General features: G+C 68.8%; 14 protein-coding genes. 8 read left to right on the top strand and 6 right to left on the bottom strand.

Annotation, left to right across the window (positions count from 1 at the left end):
• The first annotated feature begins 117 nt into the window (after window positions 1-117).
• The 4 genes from AC0KS4_RS09660 to AC0KS4_RS09645 are packed head-to-tail and all read left to right on the top strand — an operon-like array spanning window position 118 to window position 3961.
• Window positions 118-1347 carry a DUF1214 domain-containing protein gene (locus AC0KS4_RS09660; protein ID WP_238957954.1) on the top strand — a complete coding sequence of 410 codons (1230 nt, stop codon included), beginning with the start codon at window positions 118-120 and terminating at the stop codon, window positions 1345-1347.
• Window positions 1344-2489 carry a sulfotransferase family protein gene (locus AC0KS4_RS09655; RefSeq protein WP_238957953.1) on the top strand — a complete coding sequence of 382 codons (1146 nt, stop codon included), beginning with the start codon at window positions 1344-1346 and terminating at the stop codon, window positions 2487-2489. The genes AC0KS4_RS09660 and AC0KS4_RS09655 overlap by 4 nt, the downstream gene beginning before the upstream one ends.
• A 4-nt stretch (window positions 2490-2493) precedes the next feature.
• Window positions 2494-3141: a TetR/AcrR family transcriptional regulator gene (locus AC0KS4_RS09650; RefSeq protein ID WP_238957952.1), complete on the top strand. Its 648-nt coding sequence runs from the start codon at window positions 2494-2496 to the stop codon at window positions 3139-3141.
• 16 nt (window positions 3142-3157) lie between these two features.
• Window positions 3158-3961 (top strand): SDR family NAD(P)-dependent oxidoreductase, encoded by an 804-nt coding sequence (locus AC0KS4_RS09645; protein ID WP_238957951.1) that lies wholly within the window; start codon window positions 3158-3160, stop codon window positions 3959-3961.
• An 82-nt stretch (window positions 3962-4043) separates the two neighbouring features.
• Here AC0KS4_RS09645 and cobN read toward each other — a convergent pair whose 3' ends face one another.
• The gene (gene cobN / locus AC0KS4_RS09640; protein WP_238957950.1) at window positions 4044-7619 is read right to left on the bottom strand and encodes a cobaltochelatase subunit CobN; all 3576 of its coding nucleotides are present in this window, start codon (window positions 7617-7619) and stop codon (window positions 4044-4046) included.
• Window positions 7620-7675: 56 nt separating this feature from the next.
• Here cobN and AC0KS4_RS09635 point away from each other — a divergent pair, with 56 nt between their 5' ends.
• The gene (locus AC0KS4_RS09635) at window positions 7676-7876 is read left to right on the top strand and encodes a hypothetical protein (protein WP_238957949.1); all 201 of its coding nucleotides are present in this window, start codon (window positions 7676-7678) and stop codon (window positions 7874-7876) included.
• 4 nt (window positions 7877-7880) lie between these two features.
• On the opposite strand, the gene AC0KS4_RS09630 is transcribed toward AC0KS4_RS09635, so the two are convergent.
• The 4 genes from AC0KS4_RS09630 to AC0KS4_RS09615 form a co-directional block, all read right to left on the bottom strand.
• On the bottom strand, window positions 7881-9395 hold the full coding sequence (locus tag AC0KS4_RS09630) for a molybdopterin-dependent oxidoreductase (RefSeq protein ID WP_238958048.1): 1515 nt from the start codon (window positions 9393-9395) through the stop codon (window positions 7881-7883).
• Window positions 9396-9546: 151 nt separating this feature from the next.
• On the bottom strand, window positions 9547-10221 hold the full coding sequence (locus tag AC0KS4_RS09625; protein ID WP_238957948.1) for an alpha/beta hydrolase family protein: 675 nt from the start codon (window positions 10219-10221) through the stop codon (window positions 9547-9549).
• A 98-nt stretch (window positions 10222-10319) separates the two neighbouring features.
• Entirely contained in the window at window positions 10320-11078 is a 759-nt protein-coding gene (locus AC0KS4_RS09620; protein WP_238957947.1) for an ABC transporter ATP-binding protein, read from the bottom strand.
• A gap of 12 nt (window positions 11079-11090) precedes the next feature.
• On the bottom strand, window positions 11091-11918 hold the full coding sequence (locus AC0KS4_RS09615) for an ABC transporter permease (RefSeq protein WP_238957946.1): 828 nt from the start codon (window positions 11916-11918) through the stop codon (window positions 11091-11093).
• 102 nt (window positions 11919-12020) lie between these two features.
• Between AC0KS4_RS09615 and cobG the strand changes: the two genes are divergently transcribed.
• Genes cobG through AC0KS4_RS09600 form a run of 3 tightly spaced genes read left to right on the top strand, consistent with a single transcriptional unit; the run spans window position 12021 to window position 15284 of the window.
• The gene (gene cobG, locus AC0KS4_RS09610) at window positions 12021-13121 is read left to right on the top strand and encodes a precorrin-3B synthase (protein ID WP_238957945.1); all 1101 of its coding nucleotides are present in this window, start codon (window positions 12021-12023) and stop codon (window positions 13119-13121) included.
• Between the two features lie 19 nt (window positions 13122-13140).
• Window positions 13141-13767, top strand: coding sequence for a precorrin-8X methylmutase (locus AC0KS4_RS09605; protein ID WP_238957944.1), 627 nt, complete (start codon window positions 13141-13143; stop codon window positions 13765-13767).
• Complete coding sequence (locus tag AC0KS4_RS09600; protein WP_238957943.1) at window positions 13764-15284, top strand: precorrin-2 C(20)-methyltransferase; 1521 nt, start codon at window positions 13764-13766, stop codon at window positions 15282-15284. Before AC0KS4_RS09605 ends, AC0KS4_RS09600 begins: the two co-directional genes overlap by 4 nt.
• On the opposite strand, the gene AC0KS4_RS09595 is transcribed toward AC0KS4_RS09600, so the two are convergent.
• Complete coding sequence (locus tag AC0KS4_RS09595) at window positions 15281-16930, bottom strand: PPE family protein (protein WP_238957942.1); 1650 nt, start codon at window positions 16928-16930, stop codon at window positions 15281-15283. The genes AC0KS4_RS09600 and AC0KS4_RS09595 overlap by 4 nt on opposite strands.
• Window positions 16931-16986: the final 56 nt, after the last annotated feature.

Below are 16986 nucleotides of genomic sequence, written 5' to 3'. Positions count from 1 at the left end.
ACCGCTGTTGAGACTCAGCGTTGACATCGTCGCCGCTGCGCTGCGATAGTCATAACCACACTTAAACGAAAACGCTATTTTCATTTAAGGTTATGGCACCGACAGAAACGGGCAATCGTGAGCGATCCCAACAAGCCGCTGACGTGGCTGCCGTTCTCCATCGGCGAGGCGGCGTTGTCGGCCGAATCCGATTGCGCCGATCTAGCTCTGGCGTGGTCGCATCTCCTCACTCGGCTACGTGAAGCAGCCCAAATCGTGGAATCCGACCCGGCGAATCACCATCAGATCGACCTTGCCGCCGGAATCCGGCATCTGTTGGTACTGCTCACCGCGGGCATAGACGAAGTGTTGCGGTTCGATCCGGATCCGACGCTGCGCGTTCAACGCACCAGCACAGATGACGTCGTGACCTGGGGAATGGAGTGTCCGGACTGCATCTACACCCGCGCCGTGCTTCGCGGCGGGGAGAGTTATCGATTGTTCGGCAATCGCGGCACCGCACGCTACGTCGGGCTACAGACAATGAATGGGATCGCGGCAACAGCGAACGAGCTGGTTGACGAGCTCGAGATTGATGCCCGCGGCAACTTCGAGGTGGTGCTCTCGGCCTCCGAACCGACGGGGCGAGCAGGCAATTGGATGCCTATCGAAGGCGAACATCCCACGCTGACCGTGCGGCACTTTTTCTACGACTGGGATGCCGAGGTGGCATCGTCGCTGCGCATCGAGCGGCTCGGTGACACGATGGCGGCGACAAAACGTCCGGTCGAACCCGGCGTGGCGCTGTCGAGGCAGCTGGAAGCCCTCGGTGACTTCGTTCGCGACAACCTGACGTTCTTTCTGCAATTTGGTGCCGCCGCACCGGCCAACGGTTTTTTGCCCCCCATCGACCGCACGGATATCGGGGCGGCGGAGAACAGGCCGGTGATCGGGCGGTGGGAGCTGCGTCCGCACCAGGCGCTCATCGTGGAAGTCGAACCGCCAGAAGGCGTTTACTGGAGCTTTTCCATCGGAAACCCGTGGTGGGAGACGATTCACTACGGGCGCCACCAGTCGAGCCTGAATGCCCATCAGGCGGTGGTGGATTCCGATGGTTTGGTGCGCGTGGTGCTGTGTGAACGCGATCCCGGCGTGGCGAATTGGCTCGACACCGCCGGTCACAGCAACGGCCCGATCATCCTTCGTTGCGTGCGAACCAAGACGGCACCGACACCGACGACGCGACTCGTGCCCTTCGCCGATCTTGACGCGGAATTGCCTTCGGATACCGAAAGGGTCAGCCGAGAACAGCGGAAAGTGACGCTCGCGGCACGTGCCCGGGCCGTGCACGAAAGGTTCGGCACATGATGTTCGACGCCGACGAATTGGAGGACGGGGCCCGTGCCGCAACGGGTCTCGAGGACTTCGGCTCGCCCTACTACCGCGACGGACTCGAGCGCATCGTTGAAGCGCTGAACACCGAGGCCGACCTCAACGAGATCGGCCGGGTCATCCAGCACGCCACTGTCAGCAACGCCTTGATCCAGCGCCTCAAGGTTGAGGACACCTACCGGCAACACCCCGAGATCGACGATCAGGTGGTCGGTGGCCCCGTCTTCGTCATCGGGTTGCCCCGCACCGGCACCACAGCCCTGAGCCAATTGGTGGCCGCCGATCCCCAATTCCGGTCGCTTCGGATGTGGGAATCCCAAGCACCCGTCCCGCCGCCGGAGGCCGCGACCCAGCACAGCGATCCCCGGATCGCGCAGGCCGAAGCCGGTCTCAAGATGCTCGACAACATGTTCCCGTTGATGAAGACGCTGTACAACTCCGAGCCCACGGCCCCGACCGAATGCCAAGACCTCATGGGAATGAGCTTTCGCACCTTCCACTTTGACGGGGCGGTTCGCGCACCCGGGTATCTCGCGTGGCTGATGGACTGTGACATGCGCGGGACCTATCTATTCCATCGGCGGGTGCTCAAGCTCCTGCAGTGGCATTGCCCGCCGGTGCTGTGGCACCTCAAGACTCCAGTGCACATGTTCGCCCTCGACGCCCTAGTCGAGGCGTATCCGAATGCGAAATTCCTTTGGAGCCATCGCGATCCGGCCAAGGTGATGGGCTCGGTCTGCAGCCTGATCCGGTATGTGCGCAGCTGGAGTAGCGACCGCACCGATGACGAAGAACTTGGCGCCGAGCAAGTCGACAGCTGGGCAGAAGGCGTGCGGCGCGCCATGGACTTCCGCGGCCGGGTGGGCGATGACCGTTTCGCCGATGTCTCGTTTGCCGATCTGCAGTCCGATCCGGTAGGCACGCTGCGAACCAGCTACGACGCCCTTGGTTTGACCTTCACCGATGGCACCCGTTCTTCCGTCGAGCGTTGGGCCGCGGATCGCCGACCCGGCTCACGTGGCGCACATGACTACGACCTGGCCGACTACGGCCTGACACCCGACGGTGTCCGTGCACGGTTTGCGGACTATCTCGCCTCCTATGACGCGACGGCGTGACCCGGTGAGCGCTCCCCGCACGCGGCGACGCGAGAAGTTGGGTCCTGATCCGACGGTTCGCCGCCAGATCCTGGCTGCGGCGTCGACAACGCTGCGCGAGCATGGAGTCGAAGGACTCAGCATCGCCGCCGTCCTGAAACGGGCCGCGTTGAGCACGCGGGCGTTCTATCGGCATTTCGGTTCCAAGGACGAACTGGTTGCCGCGGTCTTCCTGGAGAGTGCGCACACCGAAAAGCGGCGGCTCAAACGTCGAATGTCCGGTGCTGCAACTGAAATCGAGGCAGTCGCGGCATGGATCGACGCTAGACTCGACTTAGCATTCGATGAGCGCCTCAAGAAGGATCTGCGGCGCCTGTCGTTAGAGGCTCAAACGCAGATCTTCACGTCTCCCGGCGTGGTTCAGCCCGCATATGCGGAGATGCTTGCGCCGCTGCGCGACGCAATTCGGCGCGGCCTACACGACGGCGTCTTCCACGGGGTCGATCCGGTGGCGGACGCCCAGTTCGTCCATGGGGTGGTGTGGGCGGGAATCGACCGGCACTGGACGAAGGCCGCCGGCGCTCGCGACGACCTGCGCCGGGGCATTCAACGGTTCTGCCTGCGCGGGCTCGGCGCCGCGAACGAAGCGATCGAACAAGTGTGTTCGACGTGATGGAAAGGGACTAGCGATGGACCTGGGTCTTGCGGGATCGACGGCCGTGGTCACCGGCGGCAGCAAAGGTATGGGACTGGCCATCGCCGAAACCCTTGCGGCCGAGGGGGCCAGGGTGGCGGTGATGGCCAGGAGCCGGGGTGCGCTCGATGCCGCCGTGGCGTCGCTGCACCAGGCCGGCGCCTCGGACGCCGTGGGGATCAGCGTGGATATGACCGATCCCGCCTCCATCGCCGCGGGTTTCGCCGCCGTCGCCGACCGTTGGGGGCACCTCAACAGCCTGATCCACACAATCGGGCCCGGCGACGGCTATTTCGAGCAGATGGACGACACCCAGTGGGACGAGGCGTTCAGCCTCGGCACGATGTCGGCGGTGCGATCAATCCGCGCCTCGCTGCCGCTGCTGCGCGCCTCGGACTGGGCCCGCGTGGTGACGTTCTCGGCGCACTCGATTCAGCGCCAGAACCCGCGGATCGTCGCCTACACGGCATCGAAGGCGGCGTTGGCCAGTATCACCAAGAATCTGTCGAAAAGCCTTGCCAGGGAAGGCATTCTGGTCAACTGTGTGTGTCCGGGGACCATCGTGACCGCCAGCTTCAGCGAAAACCTCAAAGGCATCCTCGCCGCCGATGGGCTCGATGCCACCGATCCGGTCGACGTCATGACCTGGATCGACAAGAACTTTCACCAGCCCTGTGATCTCGGCCGTGCCGGCCTTCCCGAAGAGGTCGCGTCCATCACCGCGTACCTCGCATCGCGGCGAAATGGCTATGTCACCGGGGCGACGGTCAACGTGGACGGCGGATCGGATTTCATCTGACTCGGCGCGCCCCGCGCGAGCAGACATAGAGTCGCACGGAAGGAACTGGCGCAATGCGATTCCGCGTCTGCTCGCCAGGGAACTAGCCTTCGAGATCGCCCTCGGTTTCCAGTAGCGCCCGGCGCAGCCCGTCGAGGGTTTCCGGTTGCGGCTGCGCCCACATGCCGCGCCCCGCCGCCTCCAGCAACCGCTCGGCCATGCCGTGCAGCGCCCAGGGATTCGACTCCGCCATGAATTTCCGGTTCTCCGGGTCCAAAACGTAACGCTCGGTGAGCTGTTCGTACATCCAGTCGGCCATCACGTGAGCCGTCGCGTCATAGCCGAACAGGTAGTCCACGGTCGCCGCCATCTCGAACGCGCCCTTGTAACCGTGCCGGCGCATCGCCGCCATCCAACGCGGATTCACCACCCGGGCCCGGAACACGCGCGTGGTTTCCTCCGACAGGGTGCGGGTGCGGATCGCGTCGGGCCGGGTGTTGTCGCCGATGTAGGCCGCCGGCGCTTGGCCGGTCAGCGCCCGCACCGTCGCCACCATGCCGCCGTGGTACTGGAAGTAGTCGTCGGAGTCGGCGATGTCATGTTCCCGGGTGTCGGTGTTCTTGGCGGCCACCGCAATACGCCGATATTGCCGGTTCATGTCGTCGACCGCCTCGCGGCCGTCCAGGTCGCGCCCGTAGGCGAACCCGCCCCAGGCGGTGTAGACCGCGGCGAGGTCGGCGTCGTCACGCCAGTTGCGGCTGTCGATGAGCTGCAGCAGCCCGGCGCCGTAGGTGCCCGGCTTGGAACCGAAAATCCTGGTGGTCGATCGGCGTTGATCGCCGTGCTGAGCCAGGTCGGCCTGGGCGTGGGCCCGCACAAAGTTGTCCTCGGCGGGTTCGTCGAGGTCCGCGACCAGCCGCACCGCGTCGTCGAGCATCGTCACCACATGCGGGAAGGCGTCGCGGAAGAAGCCGGAGATCCGCACCGTCACGTCGATGCGCGGGCGCCCGAGCTCGGCCAGGGGTATCGGGGCGAGGTCGACGACACGGCGCGACGCGTCATCCCACACGGGCCGAACGCCCAGCAGCGCAAGCACTTCGGCGATGTCGTCGCCGGCGGTGCGCATCGCCGAGGTCCCCCACACCGACAGCCCCACCGACTGCGGCCAGCGGCCGTGGTCGTCGCGGTAGCGGGCGAGCAGCGAATCCGCCAGTGCCACACCGGCTTCCCACGCCAGCCGGGACGGCACCGCCTTGGGGTCGACGGAGTAGAAGTTGCGCCCGGTGGGCAGCACGTTGACCAGGCCACGCAGCGGGGACCCCGAGGGGCCGGCCGGGATGAATCGTCCGTCCAGGGCACGCAGCACCTGCTCGATCTCGGCGGAGCTGCCGCCCAGCCGGGGCACCACTTCGGTGGCGGCGAACCGGAGCACACGTGCCACGTCGGCGTTGTCGCTGAGCCGTTCGGCCGCATCGGGATCCCAGCCCGAGGCCTGCAGCGCGGCGACCAACGCCCGCGCCGCGGCCTCGGCCGCGTCCACGCTGGTGCGTTCGTCGGTGCCGTCCTCGGCCAGGCCCAGCGCCTGCCGCAGGCCGGGGATGGCGTGCTCGCCGCCGAAGAGCTGGCGCGCGCGCAGGATCGCCAGCACGAGGTCCAGTTCGGCCTCCCCCGTTGGCTTTTGCCCCAGGATGTGCAGGCCGTCGCGGATCTGGACATCCTTGATCTCGCACAGCCAGCCGTCGACGTGCAGCAGCATGTCGTCGAACGAGTCCTCGGCGGGACGCTCGGTGAGCCCGAGATCGTGGTCCATCTTCGCGGCCCGGATGAGGGTCCAGATCTGCTGGCGGATGGCGGGCAGCTTGCCGGGATCCAGTGCGGCGACGTTGGCGTGCTCGTCGAGCAGCTGCTCCAAACGCGCGATGTCGCCGTAGGTTTCGGCGCGAGCCATCGGCGGGATGAGATGGTCGACGAGCACCGCGTGCGCGCGCCGCTTGGCCTGCGTGCCCTCGCCGGGGTCGTTCACCAGGAAGGGGTAGATCAGCGGCAGGCTGCCCAGCGCGGCGTCGGGTGCGCAGGCCGCCGACATGCCCAGCGTCTTGCCCGGCAGCCATTCCAGGTTGCCGTGTTTACCCAGATGCACCACCGCGTGCGCCCCGAATCCGGTGTCCAGCCAGCGGTAGGCGGCGAGATAGTGGTGGCTGGGCGGCAGGTCCGGGTCGTGGTAGATGGCGACCGGATTCTCGCCGAAGCCGCGGGGCGGCTGCACCATCAGCACCAGGTTGTCCGATTGGATTGCGGCGACGACGATTTCACCTTCGGGGTCGTTACTGCGATCGACGAAGAGCTCCCCGGGCGGCGGTCCCCAATGCGCCTCGACGGCGTCGGTGAATTCGGCGGGTAAGGTCGCGAACCACGAGCGATAATCCTTGGCGGACACCCGGATCGGGTTGCCGGCCAATTGCCCCTCGGTGAGCCAGTCGGGATCCTGGCCGCCCCGTTCGATCAGCGCGTGGATCAGGGCGTCGCCGTCGTTCGCCTCGACGCCGGGCAGGTCGCCGACCTGGTACCCGCGATCGCGCATCGCCTGCAGCAGCGCGACGGCGCTCGCGGGCGTGTCCAGCCCCACCGCGTTGCCGATTCGGGCGTGCTTGGTGGGATAGGCCGAGAACACCAGCGCGACCCGCTTGTCGGACGGGGCGACGTGGCGCAGCTGCGCGTGCCGCACCGCCAGCCCGGCGACCCGGGCGCAACGCTCGGCGTCGGCGACGTAGGAGATCAGGCCGTCTTCGTCAATCTCCTTGAAGGAGAACGGCACCGTGATGATGCGACCGTCGAACTCAGGCACGGCCACCTGGCTGGCCACGTCGAGCGGGCTCAGGCCGTCGTCGTTTTCGCACCACTGGGCGCGCCGGCTGGTCAGGCACAATCCCTGCAGTATCGGAATATCCAGGGCGGCGAGATGTTCGACGTTCCAGCTGTCGTCATCGCCCCCGGCGGACGCCGTGGCCGGTTTGAGTCCACCCGCGGCGAGGACGGTCACGACCATGGCGTCGGCGGCGCTCAGCCGTTGCAGCAGTTCGGGTTCGGCGGTGCGCAGCGATGCGCAGTAGACGGGCATCGGCCGCGCGCCGGCGTCCTCGATGGCCTCGCACAACGACTCGACGTAGCCGGTGTTGCCGGCCAAATGTTGAGCGCGGTAATACAGGACGGCGATCGTCGGGCCCTCGATATCCCTCGCATCCGGCCGCGCCAGCTCGCCCCAAGTCGGCGTGACGACCGGCGGGGTGAATCCGAACCCGGTCATCAGCACGGTGTCCGAGAGGAAGGCGTGCAGCTGGCGCAGGTTGTCGACGCCACCGTGGGCCAGGTAGATGTGCGCCTGGACCGCGATGCCGGCCGCCAGCGTCGACAGGCCGGTCAGCTCGGCGTCGGCGGCCTGCTCGCCGCTGACCAGCACCGTGGGCACGCCGCTGGCGATCACCGTGTCGATCCCGCTCTGCCAGGCCCGGTAGCCGCCAAGGATCCGCACCACCACGATGGCGACGTCGGCCAGCAGGTCGGGCAGTTCGTCCTCCGACAGCCGCGACGGGTTGGCCCACCGGTAGTTTTTCCCGCTGGAGCGGGCGCTGATCAGGTCCGTATCGGACGTCGACAGCAGCAGGATGCTCGGTTCAGCCACCCGTCATTCGTACCGCAGCGGCTTCGGACGGCCGAATCGGCACGTAGGGTCCCTCTATGAGCAGAGGATTCGTCGTCACTTTCGCGGTCGGGCTGATCATCGCGTTGTTCGGTGTGATCTGGGCATTGCAAGGGTTCGGGGTGCTTGGCGGCAGCCCGATGAGCAACACCACCACCTGGTCGGTCATCGGGCCGATCACCGCGCTCGTCGGGATAGCGATGGCGGTGATCAGTTGGCGGAAGCTCTCGTCGAAATAGGTTGCTACGCCGGCACGACGGCGAAGTTCACCGTGTGCCAGCCGGTGGCGCCGTCGGGGACGGGATTGGCGCGCTCTTCGGTCTGGACGGCACCGGTGTTGTCGATGGCGCGCACGGTGATGGTTTCTCGCCCGGGGCTTTTCGCCTGCCACGGGAAGCTCCACAACCGCCATGTCTCATTGGAATAACTCGCGCCCAGTTCGGCCGGTTGCCAACCGCCGTCGCCGATGCGGACTTCGACCGCTCGCACGCCACGATTTTGTGCCCACGCAACGCCGCCGAACACCACCGGCCCCACCGGCACCGTCTGGCCGCCCCTGGGCACGTCGATCCGCGACTCCGTCTTGATGGGCGCCTGCGCCGCCCAGCCCTGCCGCGTCCAGTAGGCCTTGGCCCGGTCGAACCGGGTCAGCTCCACATCCACCACCCACTTGGTGGCCGACACGTAGCCATAGAGTCCCGGCACCACCATGCGGGCCGGGTAGCCGTGCTCGGCCGGCAGCGGTTGACCGTTGAGGCCGACCGCCAGCAACGCGTCGCGGCCGTCCGTGACCGCCTGCACGGGGGTGCCGACGGTGAATCCCTCGATCGAGGTGGAGAGCACCATGTCGGCATCGCGGTGCACACCGGCCGCCGCCAGCAGGTCCGCCAGCCGGTAGCCGGTCCAGATGCCCGTTGAAATGAGATCTCCGCCAACGGGATTGGATACACATGTCAACGTGGTCACCGTCTCGACGATGTCGAATCGGGTGAGGTCGTCGAAGCTCAAGGTGATCTCGCGGTCCACCATCCCGTGGATACGCAGGCGCCAGTCGCCGCGGCTGAGCTGGGGAACGCTCAGCGCGGTGTCGACCCGGTAGAAGTCAGCACTTGAAGTGATAAAGCTCGGCAGCGCAACGCCTTTCGGCTGCACCGCGGCGGGTATCGGACGCGCCGGGGATCGTGGCCGGGGTAGGGCGAACGTCTTACGGTCGGCCTCCACCGAATGCGCCAGCCGGGTACCGAACGCCCCCACTACCCCACTGACGACGCCCAGTCCGAGCAACCCGTACATGACCAACCTGCGCCGGCTTGGATCTGCCTGCTGCTGGTCGTCTGCGTCGCCGTCCGGCTCAGGCGAGAACCGTCGGGTGAGCACCCGCAGCACCCCTACGCCGCACGCGGCGCCGACGATGGTGGGGAGCGTGTCGAGTGCCGTCCCGCCTGGTCGCGACAGCACGGCGATGCAGCCAAGGACGCCCGCCGCGGCGATCACTGCGCTGCCGAACGGGCGGCGCCGCGTCTCGAGGGTCCCGGCGATCGCCGCGATCGTCGCGATCACCACGAGCACGACGACGGCCAGGAAGGGTTTGTCCAGCGGACCGAGCGTTTGGATGGCCCACTCTTTGACGGGGCCCGGTGTCAGATCGACGACCGCGGAACCCACGGCGGCGCGGGCATCGGCCCGCGCACCGAAGGGGATGCTGGCCAGTTGGGTGACACCGAGCGCGACGGACGCAGCGGCGACCCCGGCGATCATCCGGTCATTCGACGAAGCCGCGGCCACCGAAGTCACTTTACTCGCGCTTTCTCCCAACCCCGCAAAACTCTTGCGGCACAGTGCTGGTGGCATCGAGCCGGGTAGCGTCCCGCGCCGGGTCTGAGCCTCGCCGGAGGGTGATTCGCGTCGGTCAGTGACCGATCAGGGCCGCAATCCGCGTGGCGACCTCCCCGGCGACCCGCAGCGCCTTCTCGCTCGTGCCGGGCTCGTAGCGATCCGCCACCGGGTCGTAGTCGGCGCCGGCGATGGAACCATGATCGGCGTCGAGCTCCACCAACTCGACCGGCCAGCCCACCCCTTTCAGGCCGGCGGCGAACTCCCTGCTGGTACTGGCGGGGACCGCGTCGTCCGCCAACCCGTGCAGCAGCTTGAACGGCGTGCCCGCGCGGCCGGCCGACAGTGCGTCGGTCGGCACCTGACCGGAGAGCGGGTCGGGCACCATGAACGCGCCGGCCAGGCACACGGTGTGGACGAGGGTGACGTCGAACCGCTCCGCGTTGAGCGTCAGACCCGCTGCGGCGCAACCACCCATGGACCACCCGACGAGCACGATGCCGTTGCCCGGGCCCGCGAAGTCGCGGGTGAAATCGAGCGAACCCAGCAGATCCGCCCGGCCGCCGTCGTCGGCGTGGGAATTCCAGTCCGGCGCCACCACGGCCGCACCGCGCTCGCTGAGCATGCCGGCCAGGGGTCTGAAGGCCGCGCGGGCGTCGGTCTGCATGCCGTGCCACAGCAGGACGGTGGGTCGTCGGGAGTCGCCGAAGACGTCGGCGAGGCGTCCGGGGGCGTATTCCACCGTGTCCACGGCCACGAGTGTGCCCCGGGGACCGTGATCCCAAACGGCGGGTCAGGCGATGCCCTTGCGGTGGAGGTCAACTCGACGCCGCGAAGATCGGCCGGTTTCTAGGTTGACGATTGCACGCCAAGTCGATCCAGCAGCTCGGCGCGATGCCGCTCGGTATGGGCGCCGGGATGACCGGGTGTGCGCCGCGGCTCGTCGATCGTCAGCGTGTGAATGATGCGGCCCTCCTCGAGCACCAGCACGCGGTCGGCCAACGCCACCGCCTCGTCGACGTCATGGGTGATCAGCAACACCCCGAATCCGTGCCGGCGCCACAGATCCAGCAGCAAGGCGTGCATCGTCAACCGGGTCAACGCGTCCAGCGCCCCGAAGGGTTCGTCGAGCAGCAGCAACCGCGGCTCGGCGACCAACGCCCGCGCGAGTGAAACTCGTTGCGCCTGACCGCCGGACAGGGTCAGCGGCCAGGACCCGGCGTGGTCGGTCAACCCGACGTCGGCCAGCGCACGCTCGGCGCGTTGTCGCACCTGCGGCCTTGGCAGCCGGCTGCGGGTGAGGCCGTATCCGACATTGGTGCGCACGTCGCGCCACGGGAGCAGCCGCGGCTCCTGGAAGGCCAGCGCCGGGGCGCCGGCCACCACGCGTTCGCCGCTGTGGTCAGGCGAGAGGCCGGCCAGCACCCGCAGGACCGTCGATTTGCCCGAGCCGCTGCGCCCGACCAGCGCGACGATCTCGCCGCTGCACACCCGCAGTGAAACGTCTTTGAGCACATGGGCAGTGCCGTACCACTTGTCGACGTGGCGCAGCTCGCCGGCGATCTCGGTCCGCACCCGAATGGCGTCGGGTTCTGCGATGAGTGTCAAAGCCTGAACCTTTCAGTGTCGGTAACGCAGGGCGCGGCGTTCGATGATCCGGACGATCGCGTCGGTGATGATGCCCAGCAGCGCATAGATGGTCAGTCCGAAGATGATGATGTCGATGCGTAGGAAATCTCGGGCGTTGTTGATCAGGAAGCCAATTCCCTTGTCGGCGTTGATCTGCTCGGCGACGATCAAGGTCAGCCACGCGATCGCCAGCGACTGCCGGAAACCGACGAGCACCTGCGGCGCGGTGCTGGGCACGATGATCCGGGTGAACCGCTGGGCAAACGAAAAGCCCAGCACTTGAGCGGCTTCCAACATTTTGGGGTCGACCTGGCGGATCGCGGAGAAGGTGTTCAGGTAGAGCGGGAAGACCACGCCCAAGGCCACCAGCAGGACCTTGGGCAGCTCGCCGATCCCAAACCACAGGATGAACAGCGGGATGAGACCCAGGTGCGGCAACGCGCGGATCATCTGCATGGGCGGGTCAACCGTGGCCTCGAGCCAGCGGGACAGCCCGACCGCCGCGCCCGCGCCGACCCCGATCACCCCACCCAGGACCAACCCCTCGACAACCCGGACAGAGGAGACTTGCAGCGCGGCGGCGAGCTGGCCGTCGCGGATCAACTCGACTCCCGCCTCGACGATCAGCGACGGCGCCGGCAGCACATCCTGCGGGATGACACCGATCGCGCTGCCCAGCTGCCACAGCGCCAGCAACGCCAGCGGGGAAGCGATGCGCACGATCTCCCATTTGCGGCGCGCCCATAACCCACCGGGCGCGCCGGCGTGGACGCTCCCAGGCTGTTTCGGCGCAGCGTCGAGCGCGGTGGCAATGCTCACCGTGCCGACGGTAGGGCGCGACCGTTGCCGTGAGTAAGGGTTTACGTCTGCCTGAAGCCAATGTCGGCCGCCGTGTTCAGCCGGTGGCCGTACCGTGGACGGGTGGCCAGGACGCGTGACACCGACGCTTGCCCGGGTGCGCTGCAGGTGCACCAGGCCGCCGACGGCGCCCTGGCCCGGGTGCGGTTACCCGGGGGCATGCTCACGGCCGCCCAGCTGGCGGCGCTGAGCGCCGCCGCCACGCAGACAGGGTCGGGAACGCTCGAACTCACCGCGCGGGGCAACGTGCAGTTGCGCGGACTGACCGACGTCACCGCCGTCGCCGAGACGCTGGCGGCCGCAGGCCTGTTGCCGTCGACCACGCATGAGCGCGTCCGCAACATCGTCGCGTCACCGCTGTCGGGGCGGGCCGGCGGCGACGTCGACGTGCGGGGCTGGGTCGGCGAACTGGACGCCGCGATCTGCGCGGCGCCGCGACTCGCGGACCTGGGCGGCCGGTTCTGGTTCAGCCTCGACGACGGGCGGGCCGATGTGTCCGGTCTGCGCGCCGACATCGGCGTGCACGCGCCGCCGGACGGTTGCGCGCTGCTGCTGGCCGGACGGGACACCGGCGTCCGGCTGGCCGCCGGCGAGGTGATCGAGACGCTCGTCGCTCTCGCGACGCGTTTCGTGGAAATCCGCGAAACCGCTTGGCGCGTCCAGGAATTGGACGACATTCGTCGGCTACTACCCGACGCCGAGCCCGGCGGGACACCTTTTCCCGTCGTCACCAAGCCGCCCGTGGGATGGATCGATCAGGATGACGGCCGGGTGACGCTGGGCGCCGCGGTGCCGCTGGGTGTGCTGCCCGCGCGGGTCGCGGAGTACCTGGCCGCGATCGAGGCGCCGCTGGTGATCACCCCGTGGCGCTCGGTGCTGGTGTGCGATCTCGAGGAATCCGTCGCGGACACCGCGCTGCGCGTGCTGGCCCCGTTGGGACTGGTGTTCGACGAGAACTCCCCCTGGCTGACCGTCAGCGCCTGCACCGGCAGTCCCGGGTGTGCGCACTCGGTCGCCGACGTGCGGGCCGACGCCGCCCAGGCGCTGGACGCCGAGGTCACGCTGCACCGGCACTTCGTGGGCTGCGAACGCGCGTGCGGCAGCCCGCCGGCCGGTCAGGTGCTGGTCGCCACAGGCGACGGATACCGGACGCTTCGAACCTGACAACCCTTAGGGTGAGCGGGTGCTCGACTACATCCGCGATGCCGCGGAGATCTATCGCCAGTCGTTCGCGACCATCCGCGCCGAGGCCGACCTGGCGCGATTTCCCGCCGACGTAGCCCGGGTCGTCGTCCGGTTGATCCACACCTGCGGCCAGGTCGACGTCGCCGAGCACGTCGCCTTCACCGACGACGTCGTCGAGCGCGTCGGCGCGGCCCTGCGGGGCGGCGCCCCGGTGTTGTGCGACTCGTCGATGGTGGCCGCCGGGATCACCACTGCCCGGCTGCCCGCGGGCAACGAGGTCGTGTCGCTGGTGGCCGACCCGCGGGCGGCCGAGCTGGCCGCACGCCGGCAGACCACCCGTTCGGCGGCCGGGGTCGAGCTGTGGGCCGAGCGGCTCGACGGCGCCGTGCTGGCCATCGGCAACGCACCGACGGCCCTGTTCCGGCTGCTCGAGCTGATCGACGAGGGGCTTTCGCCGCCGGCCGGCGTGCTGGGCGGGCCGGTGGGATTCGTCGGGTCGGCGCAGTCCAAGCAGGAGCTCATCGACCACCCGCGCGGCATGTCCTATCTGGTGGTGCAGGGCCGCCGCGGCGGCAGCGCCATGGCCGCCGCCGCCGTCAATGCGATCGCAAGCGACGCCGAATGACGGCACAAGGGACCACGCGAAGCGCCCATAGGGGGACACTGTGGGGCGTCGGGCTGGGGCCCGGCGACCCCGAACTCGTGACCGTCAAAGCCGCGCGGGTGATCGGTGAGGCCGACGTGGTCGCCTATCACAGCGCCCGGCACGGCCGCAGCATCGCGCGCGGCATCGCCGAACGCTATCTGCGGCCCGGCCAGATCGAGGAGCACCTGGTGTATCCGGTGACGACCGAGGTCACCGACCACCCGGGCGGCTATTCCGGCGCGCTCGAGGACTTCTATGCCGAGGCCACCCGACGGATCGCCGCGCACCTGGAGGCCGGCCGCAACGTGGCCCTGCTCGCCGAGGGCGACCCGCTGTTCTACAGCTCGTACATGCATCTGCACACCCGGCTGACCGAGCGATTCAACGCGGTCATCGTTCCGGGTGTGACGTCGGTGAGCGCCGCGTCGGCGGCCCTCGCGACGCCGTTGGTGGCCGGCGACGAAGTGCTGTCGGTGCTGCCGGGCACGTTGCCCGTCGCGGAACTGACCCGCCGGCTGGCCGACGCCGACGCCGCCGTGATCCTGAAGTTGGGGCGCTCGTATCACGCTGTGCGCGAAGCGCTTTCGGCGTCCGGGCAGCTCGACGACACGTTTTACGTCGAACGAGCCAGCAGCGCCGGGCAGCGCATCCTGCCCGCGGCGGACGTCGACGAGACCAGCGTGCCGTACTTCTCGCTGGCCATGCTGCCGGGCGGCCGCCGGCTGCACCGACGCTCCCCCGATAGGCGGGCGGCCGGCAGCGTCGCGGTGGTGGGCCTGGGCCCCGGCGACATGGACTGGATGACACCGCAGAGCCGGCGGGAGCTCGCCGCGGCGACCGACCTGATCGGCTACGGCGGCTACCTGGATCGCGTGCCGGTGCGCGACGGCCAGCAGCGGCACCCCAGCGACAACCGCGACGAACCCGAGCGTGCGCGGCTGGCCTGCGCACTGGCCGAGCAGGGCCGGGCCGTGGCGGTGGTGTCGTCGGGCGACCCGGGGGTCTTCGCGATGGCGACCGCCGTGCTGGAAGAGGCCAAACAATGGCCGGGCGTGCGGGTTCGGGTGATTCCCGCGATGACCGCCGCCCAGGCTGTGGCCAGCCGGGTCGGCGCCCCATTGGGCCACGACTACGCGGTGATCTCGCTGTCCGACCGGCTCAAGCCGTGGGACGTGATCTCCGCGAGGCTGCAGGCCGCCGCGGCCGCCGACCTGGTGCTGGCCATCTACAACCCCGCGTCGAAGACGCGGACCTGGCAGGTCGGCGCGATGCGCGACATTCTGCTGGCCCACCGCGAACCGGGCACGCCGGTGGTGATCGGCCGCAGCGTGTCGGGCGACGACGAAGACGTCCGCGTGGTCCGGCTGGCCGATCTCAATCCCGCCGAGATCGACATGCGCTGCCTGCTGATCGTCGGTTCGTCGCAAACCCAGTGGTATTCAACGGATTCCACCGACCGGGTCTTCACTCCCCGGCACTATCAGCCATCTGGCTAGTCGCGGTCCCAGGTGCTCGGCATCATCGGCACGCTGGGGCCGTCGCTCAACCCGTCGCGGGTCAGCGTCGCCAATCCGGCGGCGCAGGGGGCGTCGGATTTGGCTGCGGCACCGGCGAATCCGAGCCGCCCCGCACTGTCCTCAGAGGGCCTGGCGGCGTTCGGATCGTCGGCATCGACGCCCGGATCCAAATCGGAGTCCAGGTCCATGAATTCGTAGCGGTAGGCGCGTTCGGTGGCGGTTCCGCCGCGGCGCCGTCGGGCCCGGGCCTTCTTTTTGGCCGCGGTGGCCGCGGCCGCGGCGGCGGGCGCGTCGAGGTCGTCGGAGGACGGCTCCTCCGACTTTCGGCGTGACCGACTGCTCGCGCTGCCGCGCGCCGAGAGTCCCGACAGCCCTACCGCATACAGGGCGTTGGACAGGCCGGCGCCGATTCCGTCGGTCGCCGTCGGGCCGAAGCCGACCCCCGGTCCGCCACCGGCCGGGCCGCCGCCGGCCGATCCGGCGACCGTCGTCGCGGGCGCGGTGGACGGTGTCGGCACGTGGCTGACACTGGCGGGCGCGGTGGCAATCGTCGGCGCCGGAGCAACCACCGGTGCGGGCGCCGCCGCGACGGCCGGCAGGGGCGGGGCAGACGCGAGCGGGATCCCGACGCTGATCGCGGTGACCGCGGCCGCCGCCCCACCGGCCGCGGCCGCCCCGATGGCGGCAACGACGACCGGCGCGAGCACCACCGCCATCTGGATCGCCAGCTGAATAAACGGCCAGAAGATCATCAGGGTGTGGAAGATGGCCCAGCCGAGCGCGATCGACAGCGCCGGGGACAGTCCCAGCTGCCCGAAGAATGAGGCGAGACTGTTGACCCACGGCACCGGCGGGAAGGGCCACCCACCGGGGTTGAGGTCCTTGGACACCGGCCACGCGAAATTCTGGGTGTACTGCTGCAGCCACTTGGTCAGCTGGTCCATCCAGGACGGGTAGGTCTGCGTGGTGGCCTGCTGCTGGGCGCTCGACGTGTCGGCATTGTTGAGGTTGGAGCCGGAATTTGCCGCCGGCGCCACGGCAGCCGCTTGCATCGCTGCGACGCCGGCGGTGCCCGCCTCGGCGCCCGGGACGACGATCGTCGGCGCGGGAGTGGTCGGCGGGACCGCGGCCAGCGCAGATTCACTGACGGCCTGGTAGGTGGTCATCGTCGTGGCGGCCTGCACCCACATGCGCGCGTAGTCGGCTTCGTTGACCGCTATGGGGATGGTGTTGATGCCGAAGAAGTTCGTGGCGACCAGTGCGCCGTGGACGGCGTGATTGGCGGTGAGTTCGCCCATCGTCGGCATGGCGGCCAACGCGGCGGTGTAGGCGGTGGCGGCGGTCTCGTGCAGGCTCGCCGCGGTTGCGCTCTTGGCCGCGCTCTCCACCAGCCAGGCCTGGTAGGGGACGTGGGCGGCCACGTACTGCTCGGCGCTGGGCCCGTCCCACGCGCCGGCCTGCACGGTGCCCAGCAACCCGGTGAGCTCGGCCGCCGCGTTCGCATAGTCGGTGCTCATCGACGTCCATGCCGTCGCGGCGGCCAGTATCGGGGCGGGGCCGGGGCCGCTGCTGAGCAAGGTCGAGTGCACTTCGGGCGGAGACGCCGCCCAGATCGGGGCGGTCATCGTCGGGGGCCTTCAGGGAAGGACACGGATACCTCGTCGGTGAAATCTCGTGGATG

The sequence above is a fragment of the Mycobacterium sp. NTMscope_MAC_12 genome (assembly GCF_976985675.1).
The sequence above is the reverse complement of the archived record's forward strand: the minus strand, read 5'-3'. Positions and strand labels throughout refer to the sequence as shown.

Excerpts from the sequence above, each read along its gene's own strand:
- AC0KS4_RS09630 (WP_238958048.1), bottom strand. The coding sequence starts at position 9,395 with ATGATCGCCGGGGTCGCCGCTGCGTCCGTCGCGCTCGGTGTCACCCAA.
- AC0KS4_RS09655 (WP_238957953.1), top strand. The coding sequence starts at position 1,344 with ATGATGTTCGACGCCGACGAATTGGAGGACGGGGCCCGTGCCGCAACG.
- AC0KS4_RS09600 (WP_238957943.1), top strand. The coding sequence starts at position 13,764 with ATGACGGCACAAGGGACCACGCGAAGCGCCCATAGGGGGACACTGTGG.
- AC0KS4_RS09635 (WP_238957949.1), top strand. The coding sequence starts at position 7,676 with ATGAGCAGAGGATTCGTCGTCACTTTCGCGGTCGGGCTGATCATCGCG.
- AC0KS4_RS09645 (WP_238957951.1), top strand. The coding sequence starts at position 3,158 with ATGGACCTGGGTCTTGCGGGATCGACGGCCGTGGTCACCGGCGGCAGC.
- AC0KS4_RS09595 (WP_238957942.1), bottom strand. The coding sequence starts at position 16,930 with ATGACCGCCCCGATCTGGGCGGCGTCTCCGCCCGAAGTGCACTCGACC.